This is a genomic window from Paracoccus versutus (genome assembly GCF_029909795.1).
Taxonomy (GTDB): domain Bacteria; phylum Pseudomonadota; class Alphaproteobacteria; order Rhodobacterales; family Rhodobacteraceae; genus Paracoccus; species Paracoccus versutus.
Genome location: NZ_CP038196.1, coordinates 468,503 through 493,944, shown reverse-complemented (window position 1 = coordinate 493,944; position 25,442 = coordinate 468,503). Strand labels below are relative to the sequence as shown.

At 64.9% G+C, this 25,442-nt stretch carries 25 protein-coding genes; 13 read left to right on the top strand and 12 right to left on the bottom strand.

Annotated elements, in window-relative coordinates:
- Window positions 1-83: 83 nt before the first annotated feature.
- Window positions 84-761, top strand: a complete 678-nt coding sequence (locus E3U25_RS02375; protein WP_208861539.1) for a GntR family transcriptional regulator — start codon at window positions 84-86, stop codon at window positions 759-761.
- Window positions 762-857: 96 nt separating this feature from the next.
- Here E3U25_RS02375 and E3U25_RS02370 read toward each other — a convergent pair whose 3' ends face one another.
- The 6 genes from E3U25_RS02370 to E3U25_RS02345 all read right to left on the bottom strand — a co-directional run bounded on the left by E3U25_RS02370 (window position 858) and on the right by E3U25_RS02345 (window position 7,006).
- Window positions 858-1,208, bottom strand: coding sequence for a hypothetical protein (locus E3U25_RS02370; RefSeq protein WP_116221305.1), 351 nt, complete (start codon window positions 1,206-1,208; stop codon window positions 858-860).
- 74 nt (window positions 1,209-1,282) lie between these two features.
- Window positions 1,283-2,767 carry an aldehyde dehydrogenase family protein gene (locus E3U25_RS02365; protein ID WP_116221306.1) on the bottom strand — a complete coding sequence of 495 codons (1,485 nt, stop codon included), beginning with the start codon at window positions 2,765-2,767 and terminating at the stop codon, window positions 1,283-1,285.
- A gap of 21 nt (window positions 2,768-2,788) precedes the next feature.
- The gene (locus tag E3U25_RS02360; RefSeq protein ID WP_116221307.1) at window positions 2,789-3,859 is read right to left on the bottom strand and encodes an ABC transporter ATP-binding protein; all 1,071 of its coding nucleotides are present in this window, start codon (window positions 3,857-3,859) and stop codon (window positions 2,789-2,791) included.
- 4 nt (window positions 3,860-3,863) lie between these two features.
- Window positions 3,864-4,706 (bottom strand): carbohydrate ABC transporter permease, encoded by an 843-nt coding sequence (locus tag E3U25_RS02355; RefSeq protein WP_114537785.1) that lies wholly within the window; start codon window positions 4,704-4,706, stop codon window positions 3,864-3,866.
- 11 nt (window positions 4,707-4,717) lie between these two features.
- The gene (locus E3U25_RS02350; protein WP_052095805.1) at window positions 4,718-5,644 is read right to left on the bottom strand and encodes a carbohydrate ABC transporter permease; all 927 of its coding nucleotides are present in this window, start codon (window positions 5,642-5,644) and stop codon (window positions 4,718-4,720) included.
- A gap of 60 nt (window positions 5,645-5,704) precedes the next feature.
- Window positions 5,705-7,006 carry an ABC transporter substrate-binding protein gene (locus E3U25_RS02345; RefSeq protein WP_166435430.1) on the bottom strand — a complete coding sequence of 434 codons (1,302 nt, stop codon included), beginning with the start codon at window positions 7,004-7,006 and terminating at the stop codon, window positions 5,705-5,707.
- 41 nt (window positions 7,007-7,047) lie between these two features.
- Here E3U25_RS02345 and E3U25_RS02340 point away from each other — a divergent pair, with 41 nt between their 5' ends.
- The 9 genes from E3U25_RS02340 to E3U25_RS02300 all read left to right on the top strand — a co-directional run bounded on the left by E3U25_RS02340 (window position 7,048) and on the right by E3U25_RS02300 (window position 15,095).
- A complete protein-coding gene (locus E3U25_RS02340; protein WP_116221309.1) occupies window positions 7,048-8,226 on the top strand; it encodes a substrate-binding domain-containing protein in 1,179 nt (392 codons plus the stop codon).
- Between the two features lie 74 nt (window positions 8,227-8,300).
- Entirely contained in the window at window positions 8,301-9,323 is a 1,023-nt protein-coding gene (locus E3U25_RS02335) for a proline racemase family protein (protein WP_036752848.1), read from the top strand.
- Between the two features lie 12 nt (window positions 9,324-9,335).
- On the top strand, window positions 9,336-11,003 hold the full coding sequence (locus tag E3U25_RS02330) for a choline dehydrogenase (protein WP_116221310.1): 1,668 nt from the start codon (window positions 9,336-9,338) through the stop codon (window positions 11,001-11,003).
- A complete protein-coding gene (locus tag E3U25_RS02325) occupies window positions 11,000-11,545 on the top strand; it encodes a cupin domain-containing protein (RefSeq protein ID WP_052095804.1) in 546 nt (181 codons plus the stop codon). The genes E3U25_RS02330 and E3U25_RS02325 overlap by 4 nt, the downstream gene beginning before the upstream one ends.
- A gap of 5 nt (window positions 11,546-11,550) precedes the next feature.
- On the top strand, window positions 11,551-12,348 hold the full coding sequence (locus tag E3U25_RS02320; RefSeq protein ID WP_116221311.1) for an alpha/beta fold hydrolase: 798 nt from the start codon (window positions 11,551-11,553) through the stop codon (window positions 12,346-12,348).
- Entirely contained in the window at window positions 12,345-13,142 is a 798-nt protein-coding gene (locus E3U25_RS02315) for an aspartate dehydrogenase (protein WP_036752840.1), read from the top strand. The genes E3U25_RS02320 and E3U25_RS02315 overlap by 4 nt, the downstream gene beginning before the upstream one ends.
- A 9-nt stretch (window positions 13,143-13,151) precedes the next feature.
- A complete protein-coding gene (locus E3U25_RS02310) occupies window positions 13,152-13,907 on the top strand; it encodes an SDR family oxidoreductase (protein ID WP_072463615.1) in 756 nt (251 codons plus the stop codon).
- Window positions 13,908-13,911: 4 nt separating this feature from the next.
- On the top strand, window positions 13,912-14,226 hold the full coding sequence (locus E3U25_RS02305; RefSeq protein ID WP_036752838.1) for an NIPSNAP family protein: 315 nt from the start codon (window positions 13,912-13,914) through the stop codon (window positions 14,224-14,226).
- The gene (locus E3U25_RS02300) at window positions 14,226-15,095 is read left to right on the top strand and encodes a DMT family transporter (protein WP_116221312.1); all 870 of its coding nucleotides are present in this window, start codon (window positions 14,226-14,228) and stop codon (window positions 15,093-15,095) included. Before E3U25_RS02305 ends, E3U25_RS02300 begins: the two co-directional genes overlap by 1 nt.
- A 7-nt stretch (window positions 15,096-15,102) precedes the next feature.
- Here E3U25_RS02300 and E3U25_RS02295 read toward each other — a convergent pair whose 3' ends face one another.
- Together E3U25_RS02295 and E3U25_RS02290 are read right to left on the bottom strand one after the other, a co-directional pair.
- Complete coding sequence (locus tag E3U25_RS02295) at window positions 15,103-16,320, bottom strand: metal-dependent hydrolase family protein (RefSeq protein WP_116221313.1); 1,218 nt, start codon at window positions 16,318-16,320, stop codon at window positions 15,103-15,105.
- A complete protein-coding gene (locus tag E3U25_RS02290) occupies window positions 16,317-17,261 on the bottom strand; it encodes an amidohydrolase family protein (RefSeq protein ID WP_116221314.1) in 945 nt (314 codons plus the stop codon). The genes E3U25_RS02295 and E3U25_RS02290 overlap by 4 nt, the downstream gene beginning before the upstream one ends.
- A 104-nt stretch (window positions 17,262-17,365) precedes the next feature.
- Between E3U25_RS02290 and E3U25_RS02285 the strand changes: the two genes are divergently transcribed.
- The gene (locus E3U25_RS02285; protein WP_166435431.1) at window positions 17,366-18,319 is read left to right on the top strand and encodes a LysR family transcriptional regulator; all 954 of its coding nucleotides are present in this window, start codon (window positions 17,366-17,368) and stop codon (window positions 18,317-18,319) included.
- Between the two features lie 20 nt (window positions 18,320-18,339).
- Here the strand turns inward: E3U25_RS02285 and E3U25_RS02280 are convergent, their stop codons facing one another.
- The 4 genes from E3U25_RS02280 to E3U25_RS02265 form a co-directional block, all read right to left on the bottom strand.
- Window positions 18,340-19,554 carry a sugar ABC transporter permease gene (locus E3U25_RS02280; RefSeq protein WP_036752829.1) on the bottom strand — a complete coding sequence of 405 codons (1,215 nt, stop codon included), beginning with the start codon at window positions 19,552-19,554 and terminating at the stop codon, window positions 18,340-18,342.
- On the bottom strand, window positions 19,547-20,344 hold the full coding sequence (locus tag E3U25_RS02275) for an ATP-binding cassette domain-containing protein (protein ID WP_072463600.1): 798 nt from the start codon (window positions 20,342-20,344) through the stop codon (window positions 19,547-19,549). The genes E3U25_RS02280 and E3U25_RS02275 overlap by 8 nt, the downstream gene beginning before the upstream one ends.
- A 32-nt stretch (window positions 20,345-20,376) precedes the next feature.
- Window positions 20,377-21,450, bottom strand: coding sequence for a substrate-binding domain-containing protein (locus E3U25_RS02270; RefSeq protein ID WP_166435432.1), 1,074 nt, complete (start codon window positions 21,448-21,450; stop codon window positions 20,377-20,379).
- 171 nt (window positions 21,451-21,621) lie between these two features.
- Window positions 21,622-23,241 carry a GMC family oxidoreductase gene (locus tag E3U25_RS02265; RefSeq protein ID WP_166435433.1) on the bottom strand — a complete coding sequence of 540 codons (1,620 nt, stop codon included), beginning with the start codon at window positions 23,239-23,241 and terminating at the stop codon, window positions 21,622-21,624.
- 192 nt (window positions 23,242-23,433) lie between these two features.
- Between E3U25_RS02265 and E3U25_RS02260 the strand changes: the two genes are divergently transcribed.
- Together E3U25_RS02260 and E3U25_RS02255 are read left to right on the top strand one after the other, a co-directional pair.
- Window positions 23,434-24,225 (top strand): DeoR/GlpR family DNA-binding transcription regulator, encoded by a 792-nt coding sequence (locus E3U25_RS02260; protein WP_116221317.1) that lies wholly within the window; start codon window positions 23,434-23,436, stop codon window positions 24,223-24,225.
- A 160-nt stretch (window positions 24,226-24,385) separates the two neighbouring features.
- Window positions 24,386-25,414: an extracellular solute-binding protein gene (locus E3U25_RS02255; RefSeq protein ID WP_147304477.1), complete on the top strand. Its 1,029-nt coding sequence runs from the start codon at window positions 24,386-24,388 to the stop codon at window positions 25,412-25,414.
- The last annotated feature ends 28 nt before the right edge of the window (window positions 25,415-25,442 follow it).

Genomic DNA, 25,442 nt, shown 5'->3' with positions numbered 1-25,442 from the left:
AAATATATCATATATTGTCATTCGGCATGCGACTTCTACGCTTGTGTTGATAGGATGTGCATTGTGTCACGCGAGGAATGGCATTGGATTTTGAAGCATTTGAACAGGTGCCCCGCCGCAGCCTGGTTTCGCATGTCGAGGCGCAGATCCGCGACGCATTGGTCGAAGGCAGGCTCGCACCCGGCACGCGGCTTGTGACGAAGGAACTGGCCGACAGGCTGGGAACGTCGATCACCCCGGCGCGCGAAGCGCTTGTGCGTTTTGCGGCTTCGGGCATTCTTGCAGCCGAGCCGGCGTCCTCCTTCCGGGTTCCAGAACTGACCGAGGAGCGGCACGAGGAAATCAGGCTGATCCGCAAGCGTGTCGAGGGGCTGGCAGCCGAAATGGCAACGCAGCGAATCGCCGATGAGGGCATCGCCCGGCTGGAAGCACAGATCGCCGCCTATACCGACTTGCGTCACGCACCGGATCTGCATCTGGCCCTGAAAGCCAACAAGGAGTTGCGCTTCACCCTTTACGCGGCTGCCGGGATGCCAGTGCTGCTTCAACTCATCGAGACACTCTGGCTACGAGCCGGGCCTGGCTTTGCCTATCTGCCCCGCAGTATCGGCGCCGCCGGCGAGGATCACCAGAATTACACCCATCTTGTCCAGGCCCTTCGCGCACGCGATTCCCTCGCGGCCAGCGCTGCCATCATGCGGGCGATCGACGATGGGGCCGATCAAGTGCTGTCTGCGTTGCGCCGCCGACAGGAAGCATAAGCATTGGCGAACGCGCTCCGCCTGTGCGGATGAATAGTGTGGCGCGCCATTGCGCAAGGCCGCGGGCTTGCAGGGCCAGTCCCATCACGTGTCCTCTTAACCTTCTTGGCTACCGAACAACAGGACGGTTTCGACGGGTCTGCGGCCCATGTTGCGGTAGCCGAGATGGGGCCGCTCGGCAGGCAGCAAGAATTGTATCGGCCAAGTCGAGTCCGGCAAGCCGAGGTCGCAGTTCGCATGGGCCGCTGCCTCCTTGATCGCGGCCATCGCGACGATCAGGTCGGACGTGATCGAGGGCGTCTTACCGGCAATCGGCAAGTTCTCGACCGCACGCAGGGTATGGACACCCGAGTATGCGGGTGCGGGAACTTCCCCGCTCCCGATCGAATCGTGCTTGACACGTATGGAAGTGGAATCAGGAATGACGATGGCTATGCCGCCTCTCATGTTGTAGAAGGTGCCCCCGCAACGGTGCTGCGAGGACGCTTGGCCAATCGGCCCAGATGCATCCCCTCACCCGGTCATACCGTATGGGGCAAGACCGCATTGCGCTCGCCCAGCTTGATGAAGGTCGACTTGACCTCGGTATATTCCAGAAGGCCGTCGATGCCATTCTCGCGACCGATGCCCGATTGCTTGAAGCCGCCGAAGGGCATCTGCACCGAGGTTTCCAGGAAGGTGTTCACGAAGACCGTGCCCGAGCGCAGCCGGCGCGAGATCAGGATCGCCTTGTCCAGATCCTTGGTCCAAAGCCCGTTGCCGAGACCATAGACCGTGTCGTTGGCCAGCGCCACCGCCTCGTCCACCGTCCTGAAAGTGGTCACGGTCAGCACGGGTCCAAAGATTTCCTCGCGGAAGATACGCATGTCCGGGGTCACATTGGTGAAGATCGTCGGCATGACGAAATAGCCCTTAGCGAGCGCGCCCTGATCTGCACGGCTGCCGCCGACGGCAACGGTCGCCCCCTCGGCCTTGCCGATTTCCAGGTAGTTCATCACCTGGTCGAACTGCGCCTGATGGATCATCGCGGCCTGGTCGGCATCCTCGTCCAGCGGCAGGCCGGTGCGGATCTTGCGGGTGCGCTCGACAAGGCGCGAGACGAACGCATCGGCCACGGATTCCTCGATCAGCAGGCGGGCACCGCAGACGCATTCCTCGCCCTGGTTCAGGACATAGCCGAACAGCACGCCATCGACAGCCGCATCCAGATCGGCATCGGCAAAGACGACGTTCGCAGCCTTGCCGCCCAGTTCCAGCGCGACGCGCTTGACGCTGTCGGCACAGGTGCGGGCAATGGCCTTGCCCACCTTCGTCGAACCGGTGAAGGAGATCATGTCCACCTCGGGGTGGCGGGTCATCGCCTCGCCCACGACGCCGCCCGTTCCCGTCACGACGTTGTAGACACCCTTCGGCAACCCGGCGCGGATGGCCAGTTTCGCCACCTCCAGCGCGGTGCCCGAGGTCAGTTCCGAGGGCTTGACCACCACCGAGCAGCCTGCCGCCAGCGCATAGGGCAGCTTCTGGAACAGCGTGACCATGGGAAAGTTCCAGGGCACGATCATGCCGACCACACCGCGCGGCTCGCGGCTGACCAGGCCCAGCGCCTGCGGGCCGACATTCTCGAACGCCTCGCCATGCAGCTGCAGACCCAGCGCGGCGGCATAGCGCAGCATGGATACGGAGTGCTCGATCTCACCGCGGGCGAAACGGATCGGCTTGCCGGATTCCTCGGCCTCGATGACCGCCAGCCGCTCCAGGTCGGCGGCGATCAGGTCGCCCCAGGCGTTCAGGATGGCCGATTTCTGCGTGGCGGCCATCTGCCGCCAGGGACCATGCTCGAAAGCCTCGCGCGCAGCGCGGACGGCGGCGTCCAGATCCTCGGCCGTGCCGGCGGCGAAATCGGCCAGCGCCGCGCCATGGGCGGGCGAATGGCGGCGGATCGTCTCGCCAGAGGCGCCGGGACGCTCGGCCCCGTCGATGAAATGGACATAGCTGCGAACGGTCATCGTGAATCCTTCCTTATGCGTTCAGCGATCAAGACCCACCGCGCGGACCTTGTCGCCCGGGGCGATGACCCCGATCGTGTCTCCGGCGCAGAGGGTGGTGCGGTCGGTCACCACGACATATTTCGTGTCGCCCGACAGCAGGTAGATGTTGGTGGTCTGGCCCAGCGGCTCGACCAGCTCGACGATGCCCTCGATCGAGCCGGGCGTGCCAGCGGCGACGCATTGCAGATGTTCGGGGCGGATGCCGACGGCGAAATGGCCGTGACGGTCGGCCATGGCGCGGGCACGTTCACGCTCGGCATCGTCCAGCGCGTCGCCGAAGCCTTGGACCTGGCAAACGACGCGGCCGTTGTTGGCCAGCTCGGCCTTGAACAGGTTCATCGGCGGCGAGCCGATGAAATCCGCGACGAAACAGGTCGCCGGGCGGTCATAGACCTGAAGCGGCGGCGCCACCTGTACCATGTCGCCCTTGCGCATGACGGCGATGCGGTCGGCCATCGACATGGCCTCGATCTGGTCATGGGTGACATAGATGGTGGTAATGCCCAAGTCGGTGACCAGCTTCTTGATCTCGGTTCGCATCACGGCGCGCAGCTTGGCGTCGAGGTTCGACAGCGGCTCGTCCATCAGGAACACCTTGGGATTTCGCACCAGCGCGCGGGCCAGCGACACCCGCTGGCGCTGGCCACCCGACATCTGCGCCGGCTTGCGGCCAAGATAGTCGGAAATGCCCAGGCGGCCCGCCGTCTCCTCGACCTTCCTGCGCCGCTCGGCGGGGGCAAGCTTGCGGATCTTCAAGGGAAACTCGATGTTCTGGAACACCGTCATGTTGGGATAGAGGCCATAATCCTGAAAGGCCATGGCGATGTCGCGGTGGCGCGGCTCGGCATGGGTCATGTCGCGGCCGTTGATGAAGATCCGGCCCTCGCTGGCGGTCTCAAGCCCCGCGACCATGCGCAGGGTGGTGGTCTTGCCGCAGCCCGAGGGGCCGAGCATGACGAAGAACTCGCCGTCCGCGATATCCACCGACACGCCGTTGACGACGGTCAGGCTGCCGAAGCGCTTGTAGATGTTCTTGATCTCGATACCCATGGGATCAGCCTTTCACCGCGCCAAGCGTCAGGCCGCGGACAAGATAGCGTTGCATCATCAGGACCAGCACGACGACCGGCAGCGACATCACCACCCCCGCCGCCGAGGCCAGCCCCCAGGCGATGGCCTTGGGCTTGATCGCATTGGCGGCGATCACCGGCAGGGTCTTGGCGTTCTGCGAGGTCAGCATCGAGGCCAGCAGGAACTCGTTCCAGGCGAACATGAAGACGATGACCATCGTGGCGGCGAGCCCCGGCAGCAGCAGCGGCAGGGTGACCCGCCAGAAGGTCTGGAACCGCGAGCAGCCGTCGATCATCGCGGCCTCCTCGATGGATTGCGGGATGTCCTGGATGAAGACGCGCATCACCCAGACCACGAAGGGCAGGCCCGCGAGGCCATAGGCGGCGGCAAGCAGCCAATAGGTGTCGAAGATTCCCAGCGCGCGGGCGATGATGAACATCGGGATGACGCTGACAATAGGCGGCAGCATGCGGATCGAGAGCACCTCGAAGGCGATGATCTCCTTGCCCTTCACGTCGAAGCGCGCCAGCGCATAGGCGGCCATGGTGCCGCAGACCATGGCGAGCGTGGTGGCCAGCCCGACGATCACGGCGCTGTTGACGAAAGCGTCGAAGGCGTCGAGCTCGCTGGCCAGCTTGGCATAGTTCTCGAATGTCGGGGTGAAGCTCCAGACCGGCGGGTATTGCGAGATGTCGAGTTCGCTCTTGACGGAGGAGCTTGCCATCCAGAACACCGGGAAGGCGAAGAAGGCCGTGGCGACCAGCGCCAGCGCATAGGCAGCGGCCAGCTTGACCGCACGGGACAGCAGGGGTTTTTGCGATGCCATGTCCGCCCTCCTCAGCGGTTTTCCTTGTCGGCCACCAGCTTCATGAAGCCGGTCAGGCGGACGAAGATCAGGACGACAAGCAACACGATGATCAGCACCAGCCAGGACAGCGCCGAGCCGTAGCCGAGATCGAAGAAGCGGAAGTTCACCCGTTGCAGATAGACGCTGACCAGGTCGGTCGAGAAATCCGGGCCGCCGCGGGTGATGATGTAGACCGTGTCATAGGTGCGGAACGCATCGACGATGCGCAGCAGCGTCGCGATCACGATCACCGGCTTCAGCATCGGCAGGGTGATCGAGAAGAAACTGCGCAGCGGCGAGGCACCGTCGATGGCCGCCGCCTCGAACGGGCTTTTCGGCAGCGAGGAGATACCGGCAAAGACGATCAGGAACATGAAGGGCGTCCATTGCCAGATATCGACGAGGATCACCGACAGCAGCGCCGTCGAGGCATTGCTGGCCCAGAGCTGCGGCGGAATGCCGATCAGCCCCAGCAGATAGTTCAGCACGCCCAGGTCCGGCATCATCATCACGCGCCACGTGATGCCGACCGCGATGGGGGTGATCAGCATCGGCACCAGGATGATGGTGCGCAGCACGACGAAGCCCGGATGGCGCTGGTTGAACAGCACCGACAGCGCCACCGCCAGCACCAGCGAAGCCGCCACGCTGATGGCGGTGAAGATCAGCGTCAACCCGACCGCGTTCCAGAACTGTGGGTCCGAAAAGGCGCGGGCGTAATTCTCGAACCAGACGAAGCTGGAGCCGCCGCCGAAGGTCGGGTTGTAGTTCGTCAGCGAGATATAGAGCGAATGCAGAAGCGGATAGAGCCCGACGACGGTCATGACGATCATCGTCGGCGCCAGCAGGAGCATCGCGATCCGACCCTCTCCCGCGCGCTGCGCCTTGTCGGCGGTCTTGGTGTCTGAACGAGCCATGGTTGGTCCCTTCGCGAAAAGCGGCGGGGCGCCGTGGTGGACGCGCCCCGCCCAGGCGGATCAGCGAATGACTCGCGCCAGGCGCGATTCGGCATCCGCCATCGCCTGTTCGGGGGTCTTGCGGCCGTTCACGCCCGCCAGGATCTCTTCGTAAAGCACGCGCTGCACCTCGACGGCGTTCTGCAACCGATAGGGCGGGATCGAGATCGGCGCGGTGCCGCGGGTCTCGAAATCGTGGAAGGCCTGCAACATCGGGATCGCCTCGACCGTCTGGGGGTTGTCGATGTCGCGCTGCAGGCAAAGCGAGGATTCGCCGGCCTCGCGGAACAGTTCATAGGCCCTGCCCTCGCTCATCCAGGCGAGGAAGCGATAGGCATCCTCGAGCTGTTCGGAAGCGGCATTGGCCATGATCGACCAGCCACCAACCATCTGCTGTTCATATCGTTCGGTCGGGGCAACGGTATACCCGAAGCGGCCCTTCATCGGTCCGTCCTCGATGCCGACGATCACGTCCGACCAGGTGATCATCATGGCAGCGCGGCCCTGCTGCATCAGCGACGAGCCCTCGGCATAGTCCAGCCCCTCGACCCCGTTCGGGGTATAGGGCAGCACCTCGCGCAGCCGCTCGATGGCACGGGCGCCCTGCCCTTCGCTGTTGAACACCGGTTTGTTGGCCTCATCCAGCACGCCGTCGTCATGGGGAGCGATCTGGGTCATGCCCATCAGGCGTGACCCCCAGTCGCCGCTCATATGCGCGTCCTGGCCTCCCAGCAGCAACACGTTGCCCGCGACATCCGAGGAATGCAGCTTCGCCGCAGCCTCGCGATAATCGTCCCAATTCTTCGGCACCTCGATGCCGGCCGCTTCCAGCAGATCCTTGCGATAGACGAAGACCGGGGTAGTCATCACCAGCGGCAGGCCCCAGCGTTTCCCCTCGTATTCGGTATAGGTCAGCGAGGCGGGGGCGAAGTTCTGCAGTTGCAGCTCTGGCAGCTCGGCATTGCCCGCCCGGATCTCGTCCAGCGGCGCGGCCCAGCCGTTGCGCATGGGCTGGCGGATCCAGAGATTGTCGGTGGTGAACAGGTCGAAGGTGGAGGAGCCCTGGCTAAGCTCGATCAGCAGCTTTTCGTAATGCGCCTCATAGGGATTGGCCTCGCCGGTGATCCGGGCGCCGTCATAGGCATCGGCGACCGATGCGGTCAGTGCCTCCGCCCATGCGGTATTGCTGTTGAGAATGTTGAGCGCCGCCCCGGATTGCGCAAAGACGCCGCGCGGCGCGGCGGCAAAGGCAGCCATCAAGGCCGTCAGCGTCTTGAGCATGTGCCGGCGGGTAAAGTCGGAACGGGACTGAAATCGGGTCATGGTGCAACCTCCTGTGGGCATAGCCGTGGGCGTTTCTTATCGTGATTTGTAAACGTTTACTGTCCTCAGCATGCATCCCGTGTCAAGAAAAACTTGCCAATCCGTGTCATTTCGGGTCCGAGATAGGGGCAGGTGATTCAGAAAACTTGCAGCAAACAGGAGAAAACCCCGTGGCTAAGCCCAAATCCCAGGCAATCCAGGCGCGCCGGATCCGCCCGACGATCCATGACGTCGCCAAGGCGGCAGGGGTTTCCATCGCCACGGTGTCGCGCGCGCTCAATTCCCCCGATTCGGTGCGAAAGGAGTTGCGCGAGCGTGTGGTGGCTGCTGCTGATTCAATGGATTACATGGCCGATTCGGTAGGCAAGGCGCTGCGCCGCCAGCGCACCCAGATCATCAGCACCATGCTGCCCAGGCTGGCAGACCCGCTGTTCTCGGCCGTGGCCAGCGCCATTCAGGAAACGCTGGAAGAAAACGGTTACCTGGGATTCGTGCAAACCTCGGGCTTCGACAACACGAACCTGTTCGACCGCGCGAAACGGCTGATCGAGCACGGCACCGAGGGGTTGATCATCTTCGGTCGAATCGACGATCAGCGCCTGCTGGACTATTGCCGCGCCCATCAACTGCCCTTGCTGTCTGCCTATTCCTATTTCGAAAAGTCCGAAGTGCCGACGATCGGCTTCGACAACTACCTTGCCACCCGGCAGCTGGTCGAAATGCTGCACACCTTGGGCCACAGCCGGATCGCCATGATCTCCGGTTCGGACAAGGGCAACGACCGGCAGCAATCCCGCATCCGCGCCTTCCGCGACATCAATGCCGAGCTGGGGCAGGAACCGGTGATCGAATTCACCCACATGGATTTCGACATGGCGGATGGCGGCGCCGCCCTGCGGCGAATCATGGAAAACCACCCCGAGACCACGGCGCTGGTCTGCAATCGTTGCGTGATCGCCTTCAGCGTCATGGTCGAGGCCCGCCGCCTGGGTATCGCAGTCCCCGAGCATCTGTCGCTGACGGGTTTCGACGATATCGACTATGCGGCGCTGTTCGACCCGTCCCTGACCACGGTCGCGGTTCCTTCGGAAAAGATCGGCCGCGCCGCCGCCAAGGCCATGATTGCGCATCTGGAAACCGGCGCTCCATTGGGCAGCCGGCGCTTTGAGACCGAGGTGATCTTGCGCCGATCCGTCGCTCGCCCTCGCGCCCCGACATAATTCTGCTTGACAGAAGGGGGTTGCTCCGTCAGATAAAGAAAACGTTTACAAATCATCTGAACGGGAGGTTCGCCATGCGCTTCAGGCGAATGGTCAATGTCGTCAGCGCCCACGCCGCCGGAGAACCCAACGACGTCATCACCGGCGGCGTGCTGAACGTGCCCGGCCAGACCATGTTCGACAAGATGACCTGGCTGCGGGACAAGGGCGACGACCTGCGCCTGTTCCTGCTCAATGATCCGCGCGGCAAGGTCAGCCTATGCATGAACCTGATCCTGCCCTCGAATAATCCCGAGGCGGATTTCGGCTTCGTCATCATGGAATCGGACTACTATGTGCCGATGTCGGGCACGAACACGATCTGCACCGTGACCGTCGCGCTCGAAACCGGCATGGTGCCGATGACCGAGCCCGAGACCCGCATCGTCCTGGAAGCGCCCGCCGGGCTGGTCCCCGTCACCGCGAAATGCCGCGACGGCAAGGTCGAAAGCGTCACCTTCGACAACGTGCCCTCTTTCGTCTTCGGCCTCGACCAGACCGTCGAGGTGCCGAACCTCGGCAGGCTGACGGTGGATGTCGCCTATGGCGGCATGATCTACGTGCTGGTCGATGCCGCGGCGGTCGGCTTCGAGATCAAGCCCGAAGAGGCCCGGCATATGGTCGAGATCGGCGAGCGCATCAAGGCGGCCGCCGCCGAACAGCTTCCCGCCATCCATCCGGAAAACCCCGGTATCCACACCATCAACCAGACGCTCTTTGCCGGCCCGCTGCTGGAAACCGAACGCGGCAAGGTCTCGAAGAACGGTGTGATCGTCTCGCCTGGGCGGCTGGACCGCTCGCCCTGCGGCACCGGAACCAGCGCCCGACTGGCGGTCCTGCATGCCCGCGGCCAGATCGCCGAGGGCGAGACCTTCATCCATCAAAGCATCATCGGCACCGAGTTCACCGGCACCGTCATCGGCACCACCAAGGTCGGCGCGTTGCCCGCGATCCGCCCCGCCATCACGGGCACGGCCTGGATCACCGGATTTCACCAGCATGTGCTGGATCCCGGCGATCCCTTTCCCACCGGCTACCGCCTGAACGACACCTGGTAAAAGGACCGCCTCATGGCCACGCTGCTGCGCGCCCCGAAGCGCAAGAAATACGATTACGTCGTCATCGGTTCCGGCTCTGCGGGCAGCGTCATGGCCTCGCGCCTGGCCGAGGACGGCAAGAACAGCGTCCTGCTGCTCGAGGCCGGCCCCTCGGACCAGCATATCCACATCCGCATGCCCGCCGCCCTGGGGCTGCCCCTGGGCAGCGATCGTTTCAACTGGCGCTTCGAATCCGAGCCCGAGCCGGGCCTGAACGGCCGCACCATCCTTGAAGCGCGCGGCAAGGTCTTGGGCGGCTCGTCCTCGATCAACGGCATGAACTGGGTGCGCGGCAATCCCTGGGATTACGACAACTGGGCCTCGATGGGGCTGGAGGGCTGGTCCTATGCCGAAATCCTGCCCTATTTCCGCCGCGCCGAAAGCTTCGACAAGGGCGCCAACGACTATCGCGGCGACAAGGGCCCGATGCTGGTCGAGACCTGCAAGGCCGAAGGCCCGCTCTACGACGCCTTCATCCAATCCGCCAAGCAGGCCGGCATGCGGCATGTCGAGGATCACAACGCCTATCGTCAGGAGGGCGTGCATATCACCCAGCGCAATGTCGGCAAGGGCATCCGCTGGAGCAGTTCGCAAGGCTATATCCACGCCCGCGGCGACCGGCCCAACCTGGACGTGGTGGTGGGCGGCCGACTGCTGAAGATCAATTTCTCGAACAGGCGGGCGACCCGCGCCGACATCCTCGTCAATGGCGAGCGGCAGTCGGTCGAGATCGACGGCGAGATCATCCTCTGCGCCGGCGCGCTGAACTCGCCGCAACTCTTGCAGCTTTCCGGCATCGGCCCGGCGGACATGTTGCGCAGCGTCGGCATCGACGTGCTGGCGGACATGCCGGGCGTGGGCGCAGGGCTCAAGGACCATGTCGCCGCGCCGGTGCAGTATCGCGCCACGCAGAACGTCTCGGCCGCCCGGCATCTGAACAATTTCGGCAAGCTCAAGCTGGGCCTGCAATGGCTGCTGGCCAAGAAGGGCCTCGGCGCCACGAACTTCTTCGAGGTCGGCGTCTTCATGCGCACCAGGCCGGAAATCGCCGTGCCGAACGTCCAGTTCGAATTCGTCCCCATGCTGGGCGAGATGCAGCACGGCAGCGTCAAGTTGGAGAACGGATTCCAGTATTTCTTCAGCCTGATGCGGCCCAAAAGCGAGGGCAGGGTGTGGCTGCGCGACGCCAACCCGCTGTCCGCGCCGCGCTTCGTGTTCAACTATTTCGCGCATGAGGAGGACCGCCGCGACGCCATCGACGCCGTGCGCGCCATCCGGCATGTCGTCTCGCAGCCGGCCTGGGGCCCCTATCGCGGCGAAGAAGTCACGCCCGGCAAGCTGTTCCAGACCGACGAGCAGATCATGGAGTTCCTGCGCAAGGAGGCGGGGACGAACTATCACCCCTGCTGCTCGGCCCGCATGGGCAATGACGACAATTCCGTGGTCGATGCCCAGGCACGGGTGCATGGGTTTGACAACCTGCGCGTGGTCGATGCCTCGATCATGCCGGAAATTGTCAGCGGCAACCTGAATGCCCCCGTCATCATGATGGCCGAGAAACTGTCCGATATCGTGTTGGGCAAGCAGCCCCTGCCACGCTCAGACGCCCCCTATTACCGCCCCGAAGGAGATGCAGCATGATCCCGTCGAAGAAACCCGAATGGGCCGCCGATCCTGAAAACGACCTGGGCCAGATTCTGGTTCTTGGCCCGCAGGAGGGCAAGAATTTCTATCAGCCCGTGCCCGCCAACGGCAATATCTCGGTCCGTATCGCGCCGGAATTCGTGGATATCCAAAGCCCGTTCAGCATCGGCACCCAGACCCTGCCGCCCGGCGGCTATGTGCGCGAGCATTCGCACCCCGAACATGACGAGGCGCTGCATTTCATCCGCGGCACCGGCAAGGCCGTGGTGGATGGCGTCGAATATCCGATCGAGCCGGGCGTGACAATCTTTGTCGGCAGGAACCGCCGCCACATGTTCATCAACGACTCCGATGCCGAGTTGCATTGGTTGTGGTTCATCCAACCCAACGGGCTGGAGGTGTTCTTCGAAGAGGTCGGCCGGCCGGTGATCCCCGGAGAGCCCGATCCGACGCCCTTCCCCCGCCCCGACAACGTGCTGGAGATCGAGCGCCGCACCGCCTTCGCACCGCAGCCCGCCGACCAGCGCCGGCCAGAGTAAGGCCGATGCCGGTCCATGTCGCCGATGACGGCTGCCGCATTCATTACCAGTTGGACGGCAACGGCCCGCCTTGCCTGCTGATTCCGGGCCTGGGCGGCGAGGCCGGATTCTGGCAAGGGGTCGTATCCACGATTGAAAACGATTACCATCTGATCCGCATCGACCATCGCGGCGCCGGCGGCAGTGATCGCCCCACGGGCGGTTATTCCATCCCCCGCATCATGCGGGACGTGCTGGGTGTGCTGGACGACCTGCATATCCGGCGCGCGCATGTCGTCGGACATTCGACCGGCGGCATGATCGCGCAGACCCTGGCGGTCGAGGCACCGGAGCGCGTCGCCGGCCTCGTGCTCAGCGGCACATGGGAACGGGTGGATACCCGTTTCACCCGGCTGTTCCAGGCCCGGCTGGCGCTGCTGGAACAGGCCGGGCCGGTGGCCTATCACAAGCTGACCCAGGCACTCGGCTATGACGCCGGCTGGATCGAGGCCAATCGCGCCGCGCTGGACGCCGAGCTGGAGCAGGCCGATACGCGCCTGCAACCCATCGCGGTGCAGGCCGCTCGCATCCGCATGCTGATGGAACACGACGTCTTCGACCGGCTGGGCCGGATCACCGCGCCGACGCTGGTGATCGGCGGCAGCGACGATGCGCTGATCCCCTTCGCCTCGTCCGAGCGGCTGGCGGCGGCGATCTCCGGCGCGCGGCTTGCCTCGCTGCCGGGCGGGCATTTCTTTCCCAAGGCCTATCCGGCGCCCTATGCGGCGCTGCTGGCCGATTTTCTCAAGGAGATCGACATATGACCTCTCCGCTCATCGTCTCGATCGGATTCGGCGCCATGGCGCGCAGCCTTGCTGCATCGCTGGAAAAGGGCGACAGCGGCCTGCATCTGGGCGGCTTCCTAGTGCCCGAACACTTGCCGAACGACGCTCCCGCGGGGATGCAGCGCTGGAACAGCGTCGATGAACTGATCGCTGCCAAGCCCGATCTGGTCATCGAATGCGCCACGCATGAGGCGGTGCGCGAAACCGTGCCGCAACTTCTGGAAGCGGGTATCGACGTGGTGATCGTCTCGATCGGCGCGCTTGGCGATGCCGGAACCGTGGCGCGGATCGAAGCGGCGGCCAAGACGGGCCGTGCGCGCGCCATCGCGGTCTCGGGCGCCATTGGTGGGCTCGACGTGTTGCGCTCGGCCAAGCTCGCCGGGCTCGACAGCGTCGCCTATATCGGCAGGAAACCTCCAACAGCATGGAAGGGCACGCCGGCAGAACAGCTTCTGGACCTGCCAAACCTCAAGGAGGCGACCGTCTTCTACGAGGGCGATGCCGTCGAGGCCGCCCGCGACTATCCCAAGAATACCAACGTCACCGCCGCCGTGGCTCTGGCGGGGCTTGGCTTCAAGGACACCAGAGTGCGACTGATCGCCGATCCCGCCGCATCCGGCAACACGCATGAACTGGAAGCCAAAGGCGCGTTCGGCAGCTTCCACATCCTGCTGAACAACAAGCCGCTGCCCGAAAACCCGAAAACCTCCTGGCTTGCCGCGCTCAGCGTCGAACAGGCGGTGTTGCGTCATTTCAGCTCTCTGGAGGTTTGAACCATGGATATGCATCTCAAGGACAAGGTTGTCCTCGTCACCGGCGCGGGCGCCGGCATCGGCGCCGCCACGGCGAAGCTGTTCGTCGAGGAAGGCGCCAAGGTCGTGGTCGCCGACTATCTGGGCGATGCCGCCGGACAGGTCGCGGCCGAGCTGGGCGAAAACGCCCGTGCCTTCACCGTAGACGTTTCGAAGGCCGAGGATTGCAAGGCAATGGTCGATTTCGCCGTGGCCGAGTTCGGCGGGCTGGACGTGCTGGTGAACAATGCCGGGCGCGGCTCGCTGGGCACCGTCGAGACCCAGGACGAGGACGACTGGCGCAGCATCATCGACGTCAACCTGACAGGCGTCTACCTGTGCAGCAAATATGCCGTGCCGGCGCTGCGCAAGCGCGGCGGCGGCGCCATCGTCAACACCGCCTCGAACATCGCCATGGCGATGGCGATCAAGGATCGCGCCGCCTACGTCGCGGCCAAAGGCGGCGTCGCCTCGCTGACCCGCGCCATGGCGCTGGACTTCGCGGCCGACAACATCCGCGTGAACTCGGTGGCGCCGGGCGTGATCTGGTCGAACTATTACAACAAGATGCTGACGCAGGTTGCCGATCCCGAGGCTTTCAAGGCCGGGCTGCGCGCTCGCGCCCCCTCGAACAGCTGGGGGGAGCCCGACGACATCGCCTCGGCCATCGTCTGGCTGGCCTCTGACCGCGCCCGCTTCGCTGTCGGCACCATGCTGACCGTGGACGGCGGTGCCTCGATCTGGTGATGCGATGATCCTCGAGGAACGCGACTATCGCCTTGTGCAAGGCATGACAGGGCCTTTCCTGAAGGCCTATGAAACGCTCGGCCTGCCGGTGCAGCGCAAGCACCTGGGTGAGCCCGTGGGCTTCTTCACCACCGATATCGGCGAGCTGAACCATGTGGTCTCGATGTGGCGACATGACGACTATGCGCAGCGCAGCGCGCGGCGGGCAGCCATGCTGGCCGATCCAGACTGGCCGGCCTATCTGGACGCGATCAAGGGCATGATCGAGGTCCAGACCGTCCGCATCCTGGCACCGGCGCCATTTTCACCGCTGCGCTGATGCCGACTGCAAGGTCCGATGACTGGCGCGGCGCCGGCTTCATGCTGCTGGCAATGGCCGGTTACGGGCTGAACGACCTGATGGTCAAGCTTGTCGCCGCGCACCTCCCCGCCGCGATGATCCTGGCCATCAGGTCGGCCATGGCCGTGCTGCTTTTGTTGGGGCTATTGGCCCTGCGGCGCGAGATCTGGCAGATCCGTGCCAGCCTTACGGGCCGGGCGTTGCTGCGCGCCTTGCTGGATACCGGCGCCACCATCGGCTATGTCCACGCGCTCACCGGCCTGTCGCTGGCCAATGCGGCCGCGATCTACCAAATGACCCCCATCGTATTCATGCTGGCCAGCGCCGCCCTGCTGCGCGAGGCGATCCCGCGCAGCGGCTGGATCGGCACCGCCCTGGGCTTTGCCGGCGTGCTGCTCGTGATCCGGCCCGACGGCGCTATGCTCGACCCGCATGCGCTGGCGGTCGTCGTCGCAGTCCTGTGTTCGGTCGCGCGCGACCTGCTGATGCGGGACAGCCTGATGCCCTCGCCCATCTGCCTGGCGCTGCTGAGCGCGGCCTGCACCAGTCTTTTCGGGCTGGGTGCATTGACGACCAGCGGGACAGCCGCGCCGGAACCGGCGCAGATCGCCCTGCTGGCGCTGGCGGCGACGGCCATCGCCGTGGGCTATGTCTTTCTGGCGCTGGCCACCGCGACGGGGGGAAGCGGCTTCGTCTCGCCCTTCCGCTACAGCATCCTGGTCTATGCGACTTTCCTGGGCATGGTGGTGCTGGGGCAATATCCCGATGCGCCGGCACTGCTGGGGATCGGGCTGATCATGCTGGGCGGCGTCACCGTGGCGCTGCCCAGCAGCCGGCCGCGGCCCTAGCGGCCATTCACGCCGCCTCGCGATAGATGCGGCCGTCCTTCATGATCAGCGACAGGTTCTCGGGCGCCTGCAGCAGACCCAGATCCTCCAGCGGATTGCCCCGCAGCGCGATCAGGTCGGCGCGCAGTCCCTCTTTCACCCGGCCGATCTGGTCCTGCATGTTGAACAGCGCCGCGGCGTTGCAGGTCGCCTGCCGGATCACCTCGGCGGCGGGCAGCACCTCGCCGCGAATGCGGAACTCCAGCGACTGGTGGCGGTGCAGCGGCCCGATCAGGTCGGTGCCGTAGACCATGGGCACGCCGTGCCGGGCGGCGATTTCCAGCTGCCGCGGCCCGGCGTCCAGCACCGGCCTGATCTTGGCGTGAAGCTCGGCCGGCATGCCGACCTGCAGGCCTTCCTCCCACATGGTGGTATAGGCCGAGAGCGTCGGCACCAGATAGGCCCCGGACTCGCGCATCAGCGCCGCGGTCTCGTCGTCCAGGAAATTGCCGTGCTCGATAGAGCGCACACCGCATTCCACCGCATGCCGGATGCAGCGGTTGGTATAGGCATGCGCCATGACATAGGTCGAGGCGTTCCCGGCCTCCTCGACCGCCGCGCGGATCTCCTCGCGCGAGAACTGCACGTAATGGATCGGGTCGGTATAGGAGGCGATGCCGCCGCCGACCATCAGCTTGACCTGATGCGCGCCGCGCCGGATCTCGTCCCGCACCGCCGCCCGGACCTCGGCCACGCCGTTGCAGATGCGGCCGAGGCTGGGGACATAGTAATGGTCGTCATGGGCGGTCTCGCCCGGGCCGCGCATGTCGCCGTGGCCGCCTGATTGCGACAGCGCCTTGCCGGAATACAGGATGCGCGGGCTGGGGATCAGGTCTTCCTCGACCGCGCGGGCCAGGCCGAAATCGGCACCGCCCGCGTCGCGCACGGTGGTAAAGCCGCGCATCAGCATGTCCCGCAGGATCGGCATGGCCCGGATCGCGGTGTAGAAGGGCGACCATTTCGTCAGCAGCGCGAAGCTGTTCATCGGCACGATGACATGGACATGCGCGTCGCACAGCCCAGGCATCAGCGTGCGGCCCTTGAGGTCTATCACCCGCTCGGCCGTCATGGCTCGGCTGCCGATCTCGGCGATACGCCCCTCGGCGATCAGCACGTCGCAGGTCGCGGACAGGCTGCCGGCATCGACATCAAGGATGCTGGCGTTTTTCAGAAGGGTGGTGGTCATGCCGTGAGGTTCCGTTCATGCAGGGGGGACAGGGCCGCGGGGCGATAGATCCGCGCCGCCGTGCCCGAAAGGATCGCCATGCGCTCGGCGGCCGAATAGCCGCCCGTCACGGTCAGGTAGCCGTCGAAGATCTCGCGATAGCCGCGAAACAGCCGGTCAACCGGGAAGTTCGAACCCAGCATGACCCGGTCCGCGCCGAAGGCTTCGACCGTCACCTCCATGACGTGCCGCAACTCGGCCAGCGTCCAGTCCGGCTTCAGCATCGCCAGACCCGAGACCTTGGCACTGACATTGGGCAGTTCTGCCAGCCGCGTCATGCCCGCGCGCCATGCCCGCAGGTCGCCGTCGATCAGCCCGTCGGGCATGCCCGCCTGGTTCAGGATGATCTGCGTGTCTGGGAAGTCGCGCGCCAGTCGGGCGGCATCGCGCATCTGGCCAGGAAAGACCTGCAGGTCGAAGGACAGGCCCGCCGGCCCCAGTCGAGCGAAACCGCGCCGCCAGGCGGGATCGTCCATCAGGTCGCGGCGCACGCCGTAGCTGAGACGCGGGTTCTGGTGCCAGGCCAGGATCTGCCGCACGCCGCGGAACAGGGACGAGGCCGCCTGATGCGCCTCGATCAGCGCCGGCGCCTCGGGCGCAGCCAGATCGACCGCACCGACGATGGCGTTCGGAAAGCCATGCGCCCGATGCGCGGCATCGGCGAAGCGCGTCTCGCCCACCGGGTCGCGCGGATCGAATCCGCCATCCAGATGCACCGTGCCGACCAGGTTCAGCCCAACGCTGTCGGCCAGGAAATCCCCGGCCAGATAGTTGCGGCGGATCGCGCTGGTGTCGCCCACGATGCTGGGCCTGCCCGGCCGCAGCCAGGGATAGTCATGCGCATCGATATCCCAAAGATGGTGATGCGCATCGATGATTGGCGGAGTTTCTGCGGGATTCATGGGCTTTTCATGGTTCCTTCTCTGCGGCCAGACTGCGGCGCGACGGGATGGATTGACAATCGGGCGGCAGTTGTAATCCCATGACTGAAAATCATGAGGCCGGCATGAAGACCCCGAATCCCGCCCCCCGCGACGCGGTCGAGCGCGAGGGCGACCTGCCCTCGGTCAGCGCGTTGCGCGCCTTCGTCATGGCGGCACAGTTCCGCAGCTTCTCGCGCGCGGCGGATGAGCTGGACATCACGCAGAGCGGCATCAGCCGCGCCGTGCGCAGCATCGAGGACATGGCCGGCACCCAGCTTTTCGAGCGCACCGGCCACGGGCTGGTGCTGACCGAGCCGGGCAGCATCTATTACGACGAGATCACCTCGATCCTCAGCGAGTTGGGCGCCGCAACGCTGCGGCTGTCCACCTATGCCGAGGTGGCGGACCAATTGACCATCGCCACCCTGCCCAGCCTCGGCGGGCGCTGGCTGGCGCCGCGCATCGGCCGGTTCATCGCCCAGAACCCCGCCATCGAGGTCTCGATCACCGCGCAGATCGGGCATTTCGATTTCGAGGGCAGCTCCATCGACGCCGCGATCCATTACGGCAACGAGGTCTGGGCGGGTTGCCTCAGCGAGATGCTGATGGACGAGGTGCTGGTCCCGTTCTGCGCGCCGGCGCTGCTGCGGGGCACGGTGCCGCAAGCCCGGCTGCTGCTGGACCTGCCGCTGATCCAGCACCTGCATCGTCCCACCGCCTGGCGCGAGTGGTTCCGCGAGGTCGGCATCGAACATCCCAACCCGACGCGCGGCATGCGGTTCGAACAGTATCAGATGGGGATCGAGGCGGCCAAGACCGGCCTTGGCGCGATCCTGATGCCGCCCTTCATGGTATCCGAGGAAATCCGGAACGGGCAGCTCGTGGCCTTGCACAACCTGCCCGTCGCCTCGCCCTGGCGCTATTACCTAGTCTATCCCAAGGCCAAGCGGTCCAAGCCGGCCGTGCAGAAGCTCCGCAGCTGGATCCGGGCCGAGGCGCGGCGCAGCCTGCAACAGACCGCGCAGATGATCGGCTGACCGCGCCCTGCCCTCCGGCGCTATCTCGCGCCGCCGCGGCGCGACAGCAGCGCATCCAGCACCACCGCCAGGGTCAGGATCGCGCCCTGCACCTCGAGCCGGGTCTGGGTCGAGGCGTTGATCAGCAGCATGCCGTTCGAGACCGAGCCGATGACCAAGGCACCGATCAGCGCCGCCCAGACCGAGCCGCGCCCGCCGAACAGGCTGACCCCGCCGATCACCGCCGCCGCGATGGCTTCCAGCAGCAAGGTGGTATCGGCCGAGTCCGGCGAAACCCCCAGCACCCGCCCCGCCGCGATCATGCCGCCCAGCGCCGCGAACAGCCCGGTCAGGGTGAAGGCGGCGATGCGCACGAAGGGCACCGAGATCCCGGCCCGCCGCGCCGCCTCGGCATTGGCGCCGACGGCGTAAAGGTAAAGGCCGAAACGCGTCTGCGTGGTGACATAGGAAAACGCGGCCAGCAGCACCAGCAGGAAGGCGACCAGACCCGGCACGCCGCGATAGGCGTTGAACACCGCGACGGCGGCTGCCCCGGCGATGGCGATGGCGGCGGTGGGCAGCAAGACCTCGCGCAACAGCGAGCCGCCAAGCGCCTGCTGGTGGCTCGCCCGCCAGGACTGCCAGGACAGGAACCCATAAAGCGCCGTCATCGCCCCAAGCAGCGCGATGCCCATGCCGGGCGACAGATACAGCGTCGCGATCTTGCCCAAGGGCGTGCCGACCAGCGAGATCAGGTTGGTGCCCTCTGGCAGCAGGTCAAGCAGGATGCCTTGCAGGATCAGCGACATGCCCAGGGTCACGATGAAGGCAGGCGCCCGGAACCATGTGACGATCACCCCCTGCAAGGCGCCGATCCCCGCACCGACGCCCAGGCCGACCAGGATGGCGATGCCGATATCCACGCCGGCATTGACCGCAAGCCCGGCCGAGATCGCGGCCGAGACCGCCCCCGAGGCAGCGACCGACAGGTCGATCTCGCCGATGACCAGCACGAACATCAGCCCCAGCGCCACGATGGCGGTCACCACGATCTGCAGCGACAGGTTCGAAAGGTTGCGGGGGCTGATGAACAGCGGGTTCGCCCAGCTGAAATAGGTCCAGATCAGCGCCAGCGCGATCAGCACCGGCACCATGCGCCAGCGCGTGGCCAGCGCCGTCATCAGGTCGTGGCGGTTCATGGGGGGAAATCCTGTCCTGCCCGAGAGGGCCTTGGGGTCCGAACTCAGGTCAGCCATGGGCCAGCTCCTGGCGCAGGGCGGCAAGTTCGGCCGCGTCGAGGGCACCAGTCATCGCGGCGATCAATTCGTCGCGGCTGTAGCCGCCGCGCGTCACCTCTGCCACCTTGCGGCCAAGGCGCAACACCACGACACGGTCGGCGATCTGCTGCACGTCGCCGATGTCATGCGAGATGATGACGACCGCCCTGCCCTGCGCCTTGAGCCGCTCGATCAGCGCCAGCACCTGCTTGCGCTGCGCCACGCCAAGCGCGGCGGTCGGCTCGTCCAGCAGAACCACCTGCGGGTTGGCCAGGATCGAGCGGCAGATCGCCACCGATTGCCGCTGCCCGCCCGAAAGCGAGCTGGATGGCACTCGCGTATCGCGGATCTTGACGTCCAGGTCGGACAGCACCTCTCGGGCGCGCTTTTCCATCCGCGCGCGGTCCATGCGGCGACCCTTCCACCAGGGCAGGCAGATCTCGCGCCCCAGGAACAGGTTCTGCACGGTGTCGAGATTGTCGCAGAGCGCAAGATCCTGATAGACGGTCTGGATGCCCGCAGCGGCCGCATCCTGCGGCCCCTTCATCGCATGGGCCCGACCGGCAACGAGGATCTCGCCCGAGTCCGGCTGCTGGATACCCGAGATGGTCTTGACCAGCGTGGACTTGCCGGCGCCGTTGTCGCCGACCAGCGCCACGACCTCGCCGGGCCAGACGGCCATGGAGACATCGGTCAGCGCCGCGACCCCGCCGAAACGAACCGAGACATTGCGCACTTCAAGCACGGGGGGAGGAGTGTGGGTTGCCATTGCCATTCCCTGTCGATTGTGGCGCCCGGCCGTCATTGGCAAAACGCGGCCTGTTTTCCGATCCCGCGGCAAAGCTCGTCGCGGGTATAGAGCCCGGCGTCGATCACGGTTTCCTGCACGTTCTCGGGGGTGATGAAGATATTCGGTTCGATCCGGGCCGGCACGCCACCCTCGGCATAGCCGTTTTCCCAAGTGCCGTTGACCAGCCCCTCCGGCGCAGCTTCACCCTGGGCGGCGGCCACCACGAGTTGCACCGCCGCATCGGCCATCGCTTGATAGGGCGGCGCCATATCGGCCCTTTGCCAGCCCAGCAATACGCGCTGGATCCCCTCCAGCGTGGCATCGTAGCCGCCATAGATCGGCACCTCGCCGACCAGATCCTGCGCCGCCAGCGCCGCGATCACCCCGCCGCCGGTATCGTCGTTCATGACCACGACCCCATCGACCTCGTTATTGGTCCGGGTCAGGCATTGCTCCATGTTCTTCTGCGCATTGGCGGCAAGGTAAAGCAGCGCATCGGCCCGGCAGACGATCTCGACTTCGCCCGAGGCAATCAGCGGCTCCAGATATTTGTCGAACCCCTTCATCTGCTCGGCATAAAAGGCGAATTTCGGATCGCCCAGCATCAGCGCCAGCTTGACCGGGCGCTTCTCGGGCAGGTTCTCGGCCAGATACTTGCCCTGCGCCTCGCCGATATCTGCGAAGGGCACCGAGACGTGATAGCTGACCGGGCCGGGACCGGGATCATGGGCATAGGTGACGACCGGCACCCCGTCGGCCTCGGCCTTGGCGAGGATGCTGGCCGAGCGCGGCGGATCGACCGAGATGAGGATGATGCCGCGGGTGCCGCTGGCTAGCGCCGCATCGGCCTGCGCCATCTGCGCCTGCATGTCGTCATTGGCGTTCAGCACCTTCAGCTCGACCCCCGGCGCGTGCCGGGCGACCGCGGCGGTGATGTTCGGAATGTCGAACTTGGCGATCCGGCTGGTGGTGACGTTCGGCACCAGCAAGTAGATCGTGCCGGCCAGCGCGTCCGCCGCCGCGGCCGGCATGGCGCCCAGCCAGCTTGCGCCGAGCATGAGCGATGCGGTGAGGAGTTTCTTCATCTTCGTTCCCTGTCGATGTGGCATGCTGAGTGATCGGCGCGGCAGGCTCCGGCCATTGTTGCGGGTCTTTTCCGGCCGTGCCGGCGCCCGCTTGTCCTGTTGCCCGGAAAGGCTAGCGCCGGGCCCGGCGCGCGCTCAAGCGGCGCGCCGTCATTGCTGCATGAGCCAGGCTCATGACGCGGCCAGCATCATGTCGGCCGCCTTCTCGGCGATCATGATGGTGGCGGCATTGGTATTGCCGCTGACCATGGTCGGCATGATCGAGGCATCGGCGACCCGCAGCCCGCCGATGCCGCGGACCTGCAGCTGGTGATCGACCACGGCCATGGCGTCCTGTCCCATCCTGGCGGTGCCGCAGGTGTGGTGCCCGATGCCCGAGCTCTGGCGGATATACTGGTCCAGCTCGTCATCCGAGCGTATGTCTGCGCCAGGTGCCAGTTCCTCGCCCCGCACCGCGTCGAAGGCAGGCTGGGCAAAGATGCGGCGCGTCTCGCGGATCGCCGCGCGGGTCAGTGCCAGGTCGGATTCCTCCGACAGGAAGTTGGGATCGAATACCGGCGGCGCCTTGGGATCATTCGAGGCCAGCCACATTCGCCCTCGGCTCTCGGGCCGGTTCGGCCAGACATGGGCAACGAAACTGTGCCCCTCCATCCTGTCGGCCCAAGGCATCCACAAGCGCAGCCCGCTGCCCGGATACCAGGGAATGAACACCGCCTGAAACTCGGGCGCATCCGCGCCATCTCGCGAGGAAAAGAAGCCCCCTGCCTCCAGCGGGCTTTGTGTAATCTGGCCGCGTTTCAGCAGCACGCCCTGCAGCATCGCCGCCGCCAGCCGATGCACCCGCAGCGTACGCGCGAACGATATCGGCTGTGTGGCTGCGTGCGCCACCGACACGTTCACATGGTCCTGCATGTTCTTGCCGACACCCCGCAGTGCATGGGCAATGGGGATACCATGCGGTGCCAGGTCCTGCGGATCACCGATCCCCGACAGCATCAGGATCTTGGGCGAATTGAACGAACCCGCCGCCAGCACGATCTCGTGCCGGACCATGGCGGTGTCGATCCTGTCACCGCGCTCGTATTCGACCCCGACCGCTTGTCCATCGTGCAGGATCACGCGGCGAACCAATGCTTCGGTCACGACATTCAGGTTCTCGCGCGACATTGCGGGGCGCAGGAAAGCGCGCGCCGTTGTCATGCGACGACCATCTATGATGTTGAAGTCATAGAGGCCGAAACCCTCCTGGGACGCGCCGTTGAAATCCTCGTTCAGCGGATGGCCGGCTTCAACGCAAGCCTTCAGATAGATGTCGGTCAGCGGGTTGCACATCCGGGGCTTGGCCACGGCTAGCCGTCCGCCGGTGCCGTGATAAGAGCCTGGAGAGCCGCGGTAATCCTCGGACTTGCAAAAATAGGGCAGCACGTCCTCGTAGCTCCAGCCCGGATTACCCAGTTGCGCCCAGTGGTTGAAGTCCGCGGGGTTGCCCCGAATATACTGCGCGCCATTGAAGATGAAGGAGCCGCCCAGCATCTTTCCGCGCGGAAAGAACTGAGTGCGCCCGTTCATGCCCTTCTGCGGCACGCATTCGAAGGCCCAGTTGTTGGCCTTGAACGAGAACAGCTTGGCCGCAAGGAAAGGCAGGTCGTAGGGCAGCACATGCCTGTCCGCACCCGCTTCCAGCAGCAGGACGCGCGCGCCCCGCTCGCTCAACCGAGCGCCGAGGATCGAGCCGGCAGAACCGCCGCCCACCACGATGAAATCGTATTCCGTTGCGCCTACCCTGCTCACGCCAATTCTCCGATCGGGATCATTCATCGGGATGGTTGTCCCAATCGCGGGGCTTCGGCAAGATTGAGCTGCGCGTAGACCCATGACTATGAGTCATGATGGAGCCTCGTGCAGGGGACAATTTTTCGCATTTGCACATTCTGTCAGGGGAGGCCATCATTTCCGCGACGGATAGCAGCATAGAGCGAGCGGATGAGCGACAGCATTCTTTTTACCGGGGCCGACAAGAAGCTGCGCCGGCAGGAGTTGCTGCTCGAACAGGTGCTCAGGACCGGCTATGTCTCGGTTGAAGAGATCTCGCGCCGTTTCAACGTGACGCCCCAGACAGCTCGGCGTGACCTAGCCGATCTTTTGACCACTGGTCGGGTGCGACGTTGTCATGGCGGCATGACCCCCGCCGTGCCCTTCGACGCGATGACGCGGCGAGTGCGGCGCAGCCAGAATACCGCCGCCAAGCGCCGTATCGCCGACATCGTGGCAGATTTGGTGCATGACGAATCCTCGGTTTACCTGGACTCTGGCTCAACCATGGAAATCATCGCCGAGGCACTTGCCAGCAAGCGGCGCGGGTTGACAGTTACCACGACTAGCGCCCGTATTGCCGTCGAGTTGAGCGAGCGCGAGGATTTCATCGTGCATGTCCCGACCGGCACGGTGCGCGGCGGCGACAACAGCATCGTCGGCGAGTCGGTGGCGCCATGGCTGCAAGAGCAGCGATTCGACATACTCGTGATGACCGCAGGTGGCGTATCCGAAGACGGGGGCATCTCGATCGATACCCCGATCGAAGTGCCGATCCTCACCGCCGCCGTCGCAGCAAGCAGTCGGGTGATCCTTGCCGTCGATGCCACCAAGCTGGAATTCATGGCACCGGAACGGCTGATGGATATAAGTAAAATCAACGATTTCGTTACCAATGCACGACTCTCGCGCGGGTTGATGAACCGCGTCTCTGCCGCCGGCATCAACCTGCACTCATTTTGATCGAAAGCGAACAAACTGATTGACAAGCGGCAGAGGGCTACGCATCATCCAAAATGTTCGATTTAGAACATAATGGCATGCCCGGCCAAACCGGACGCCGGGATCAGCAAAAACCTATCGCCGGGTCGTCTTGACCGGCTGCAACGACAGGGAAACCATCATGAACACTGCAATCCGTCGCGGGCTTTCCGCGACCGTTGTCGCACTGGCCGCCTATCTTTCTGCTGCGGGCGCTCAGGCGGGCACACTGACCGTCTATTCCGGCGCAGACGAGGCGCTTGTGACGGAATTGATCCCCGTCTTTCGGGCGAAACACCCAGACATCGACCTGCAGATGATCCGCGATTCCGGTGGTGCTATCGTTGCCCGGCTTCTTGCCGAGAAGGACAGTCCAAGGGCCGATGCAATCTTCACCCTTCCCGCCAACGCACTCGTGCTTTTGGGCCAGCAGGGCATGCTGGAGCCCTATAGGCCCGCAGACTTCGACGAGCTGAAACCGGGTATGCGGGACGAGGTCAACCCTGTTCCGACCTGGGTGGCGCAGGACGCATGGACCAACGCCATCTGCTTCAACACTGCTGAGGCCGGCGACCTGCCGCCGCCCCAAAGCTGGAAGGATCTCGCCGATCCGAAATATCGCGGCAAGATCGTCATGCCGGACCCCGGCTCTTCGGGCACGGCGCTGACCATGGTGGCCAACTGGTTGCAAGTCATGGGCGAAGAGGAGGGTTGGAAGTTCATGACGGCCCTGGACCAGAACGTCACGCAATACGTCCATTCCGGCTCGGCGCCCTGCCGGATGGCAGCGCGAGGGGAGACGCTGATCGGCCTTTCCTATCCCTATCCCGGCGTCAAGGAGATCAATCAGGGCGCGCCGTTGCAAGTCATCCTGCCGCCCGAAGGCAATGGCGCCGAGGTCGAAGGCAATGCCATCGTCAAAGGCTCCAAGAATGTGGCTGACGCGCAGAAGCTGATCGACTTCATGATGAGCGAGGAGGCCCAGCAGATCACCGCGAAATATCTGCCCGTGGTGGCGCGGAAGGGTGTGCATGCCGACATTCCGAACTATCCGGCCGAGGAAGAGGCCCGGATGCGGCTGATCGACTACACCTGGCTGGCCGATCACAAACAGGCCTTGCTGGACGAGTGGAAGAACCGTTTCGGCAGCAAGAGCGCACCGAAAAACTGATCCTCTTCTCCAGTTCGGGTGGCCGCTC

Bases quoted from the DNA above. Each gene is read 5' to 3' on its own strand.
- E3U25_RS02285 (WP_166435431.1), top strand. From the start codon at position 17,366: ATGAAGACCCCGAATCCCGCCCCCCGCGACGCGGTCGAGCGCGAGGGC.
- E3U25_RS02365 (WP_116221306.1), bottom strand. From the start codon at position 2,767: ATGACCGTTCGCAGCTATGTCCATTTCATCGACGGGGCCGAGCGTCCC.
- E3U25_RS02310 (WP_072463615.1), top strand. From the start codon at position 13,152: ATGCATCTCAAGGACAAGGTTGTCCTCGTCACCGGCGCGGGCGCCGGC.
- E3U25_RS02350 (WP_052095805.1), bottom strand. From the start codon at position 5,644: ATGGCTCGTTCAGACACCAAGACCGCCGACAAGGCGCAGCGCGCGGGA.
- E3U25_RS02270 (WP_166435432.1), bottom strand. From the start codon at position 21,450: ATGAAGAAACTCCTCACCGCATCGCTCATGCTCGGCGCAAGCTGGCTG.
- E3U25_RS02315 (WP_036752840.1), top strand. From the start codon at position 12,345: ATGACCTCTCCGCTCATCGTCTCGATCGGATTCGGCGCCATGGCGCGC.
- E3U25_RS02295 (WP_116221313.1), bottom strand. From the start codon at position 16,320: ATGACCACCACCCTTCTGAAAAACGCCAGCATCCTTGATGTCGATGCC.
- E3U25_RS02320 (WP_116221311.1), top strand. From the start codon at position 11,551: ATGCCGGTCCATGTCGCCGATGACGGCTGCCGCATTCATTACCAGTTG.
- E3U25_RS02355 (WP_114537785.1), bottom strand. From the start codon at position 4,706: ATGGCATCGCAAAAACCCCTGCTGTCCCGTGCGGTCAAGCTGGCCGCT.
- E3U25_RS02275 (WP_072463600.1), bottom strand. From the start codon at position 20,344: ATGGCAACCCACACTCCTCCCCCCGTGCTTGAAGTGCGCAATGTCTCG.
- E3U25_RS02345 (WP_166435430.1), bottom strand. From the start codon at position 7,006: ATGACCCGATTTCAGTCCCGTTCCGACTTTACCCGCCGGCACATGCTC.
- E3U25_RS02370 (WP_116221305.1), bottom strand. From the start codon at position 1,208: ATGAGAGGCGGCATAGCCATCGTCATTCCTGATTCCACTTCCATACGT.
- E3U25_RS02305 (WP_036752838.1), top strand. From the start codon at position 13,912: ATGATCCTCGAGGAACGCGACTATCGCCTTGTGCAAGGCATGACAGGG.
- E3U25_RS02300 (WP_116221312.1), top strand. From the start codon at position 14,226: ATGCCGACTGCAAGGTCCGATGACTGGCGCGGCGCCGGCTTCATGCTG.
- E3U25_RS02325 (WP_052095804.1), top strand. From the start codon at position 11,000: ATGATCCCGTCGAAGAAACCCGAATGGGCCGCCGATCCTGAAAACGAC.
- E3U25_RS02330 (WP_116221310.1), top strand. From the start codon at position 9,336: ATGGCCACGCTGCTGCGCGCCCCGAAGCGCAAGAAATACGATTACGTC.
- E3U25_RS02360 (WP_116221307.1), bottom strand. From the start codon at position 3,859: ATGGGTATCGAGATCAAGAACATCTACAAGCGCTTCGGCAGCCTGACC.
- E3U25_RS02280 (WP_036752829.1), bottom strand. From the start codon at position 19,554: ATGGCTGACCTGAGTTCGGACCCCAAGGCCCTCTCGGGCAGGACAGGA.
- E3U25_RS02255 (WP_147304477.1), top strand. From the start codon at position 24,386: ATGAACACTGCAATCCGTCGCGGGCTTTCCGCGACCGTTGTCGCACTG.
- E3U25_RS02290 (WP_116221314.1), bottom strand. From the start codon at position 17,261: ATGAATCCCGCAGAAACTCCGCCAATCATCGATGCGCATCACCATCTT.
- E3U25_RS02260 (WP_116221317.1), top strand. From the start codon at position 23,434: ATGAGCGACAGCATTCTTTTTACCGGGGCCGACAAGAAGCTGCGCCGG.
- E3U25_RS02335 (WP_036752848.1), top strand. From the start codon at position 8,301: ATGCGCTTCAGGCGAATGGTCAATGTCGTCAGCGCCCACGCCGCCGGA.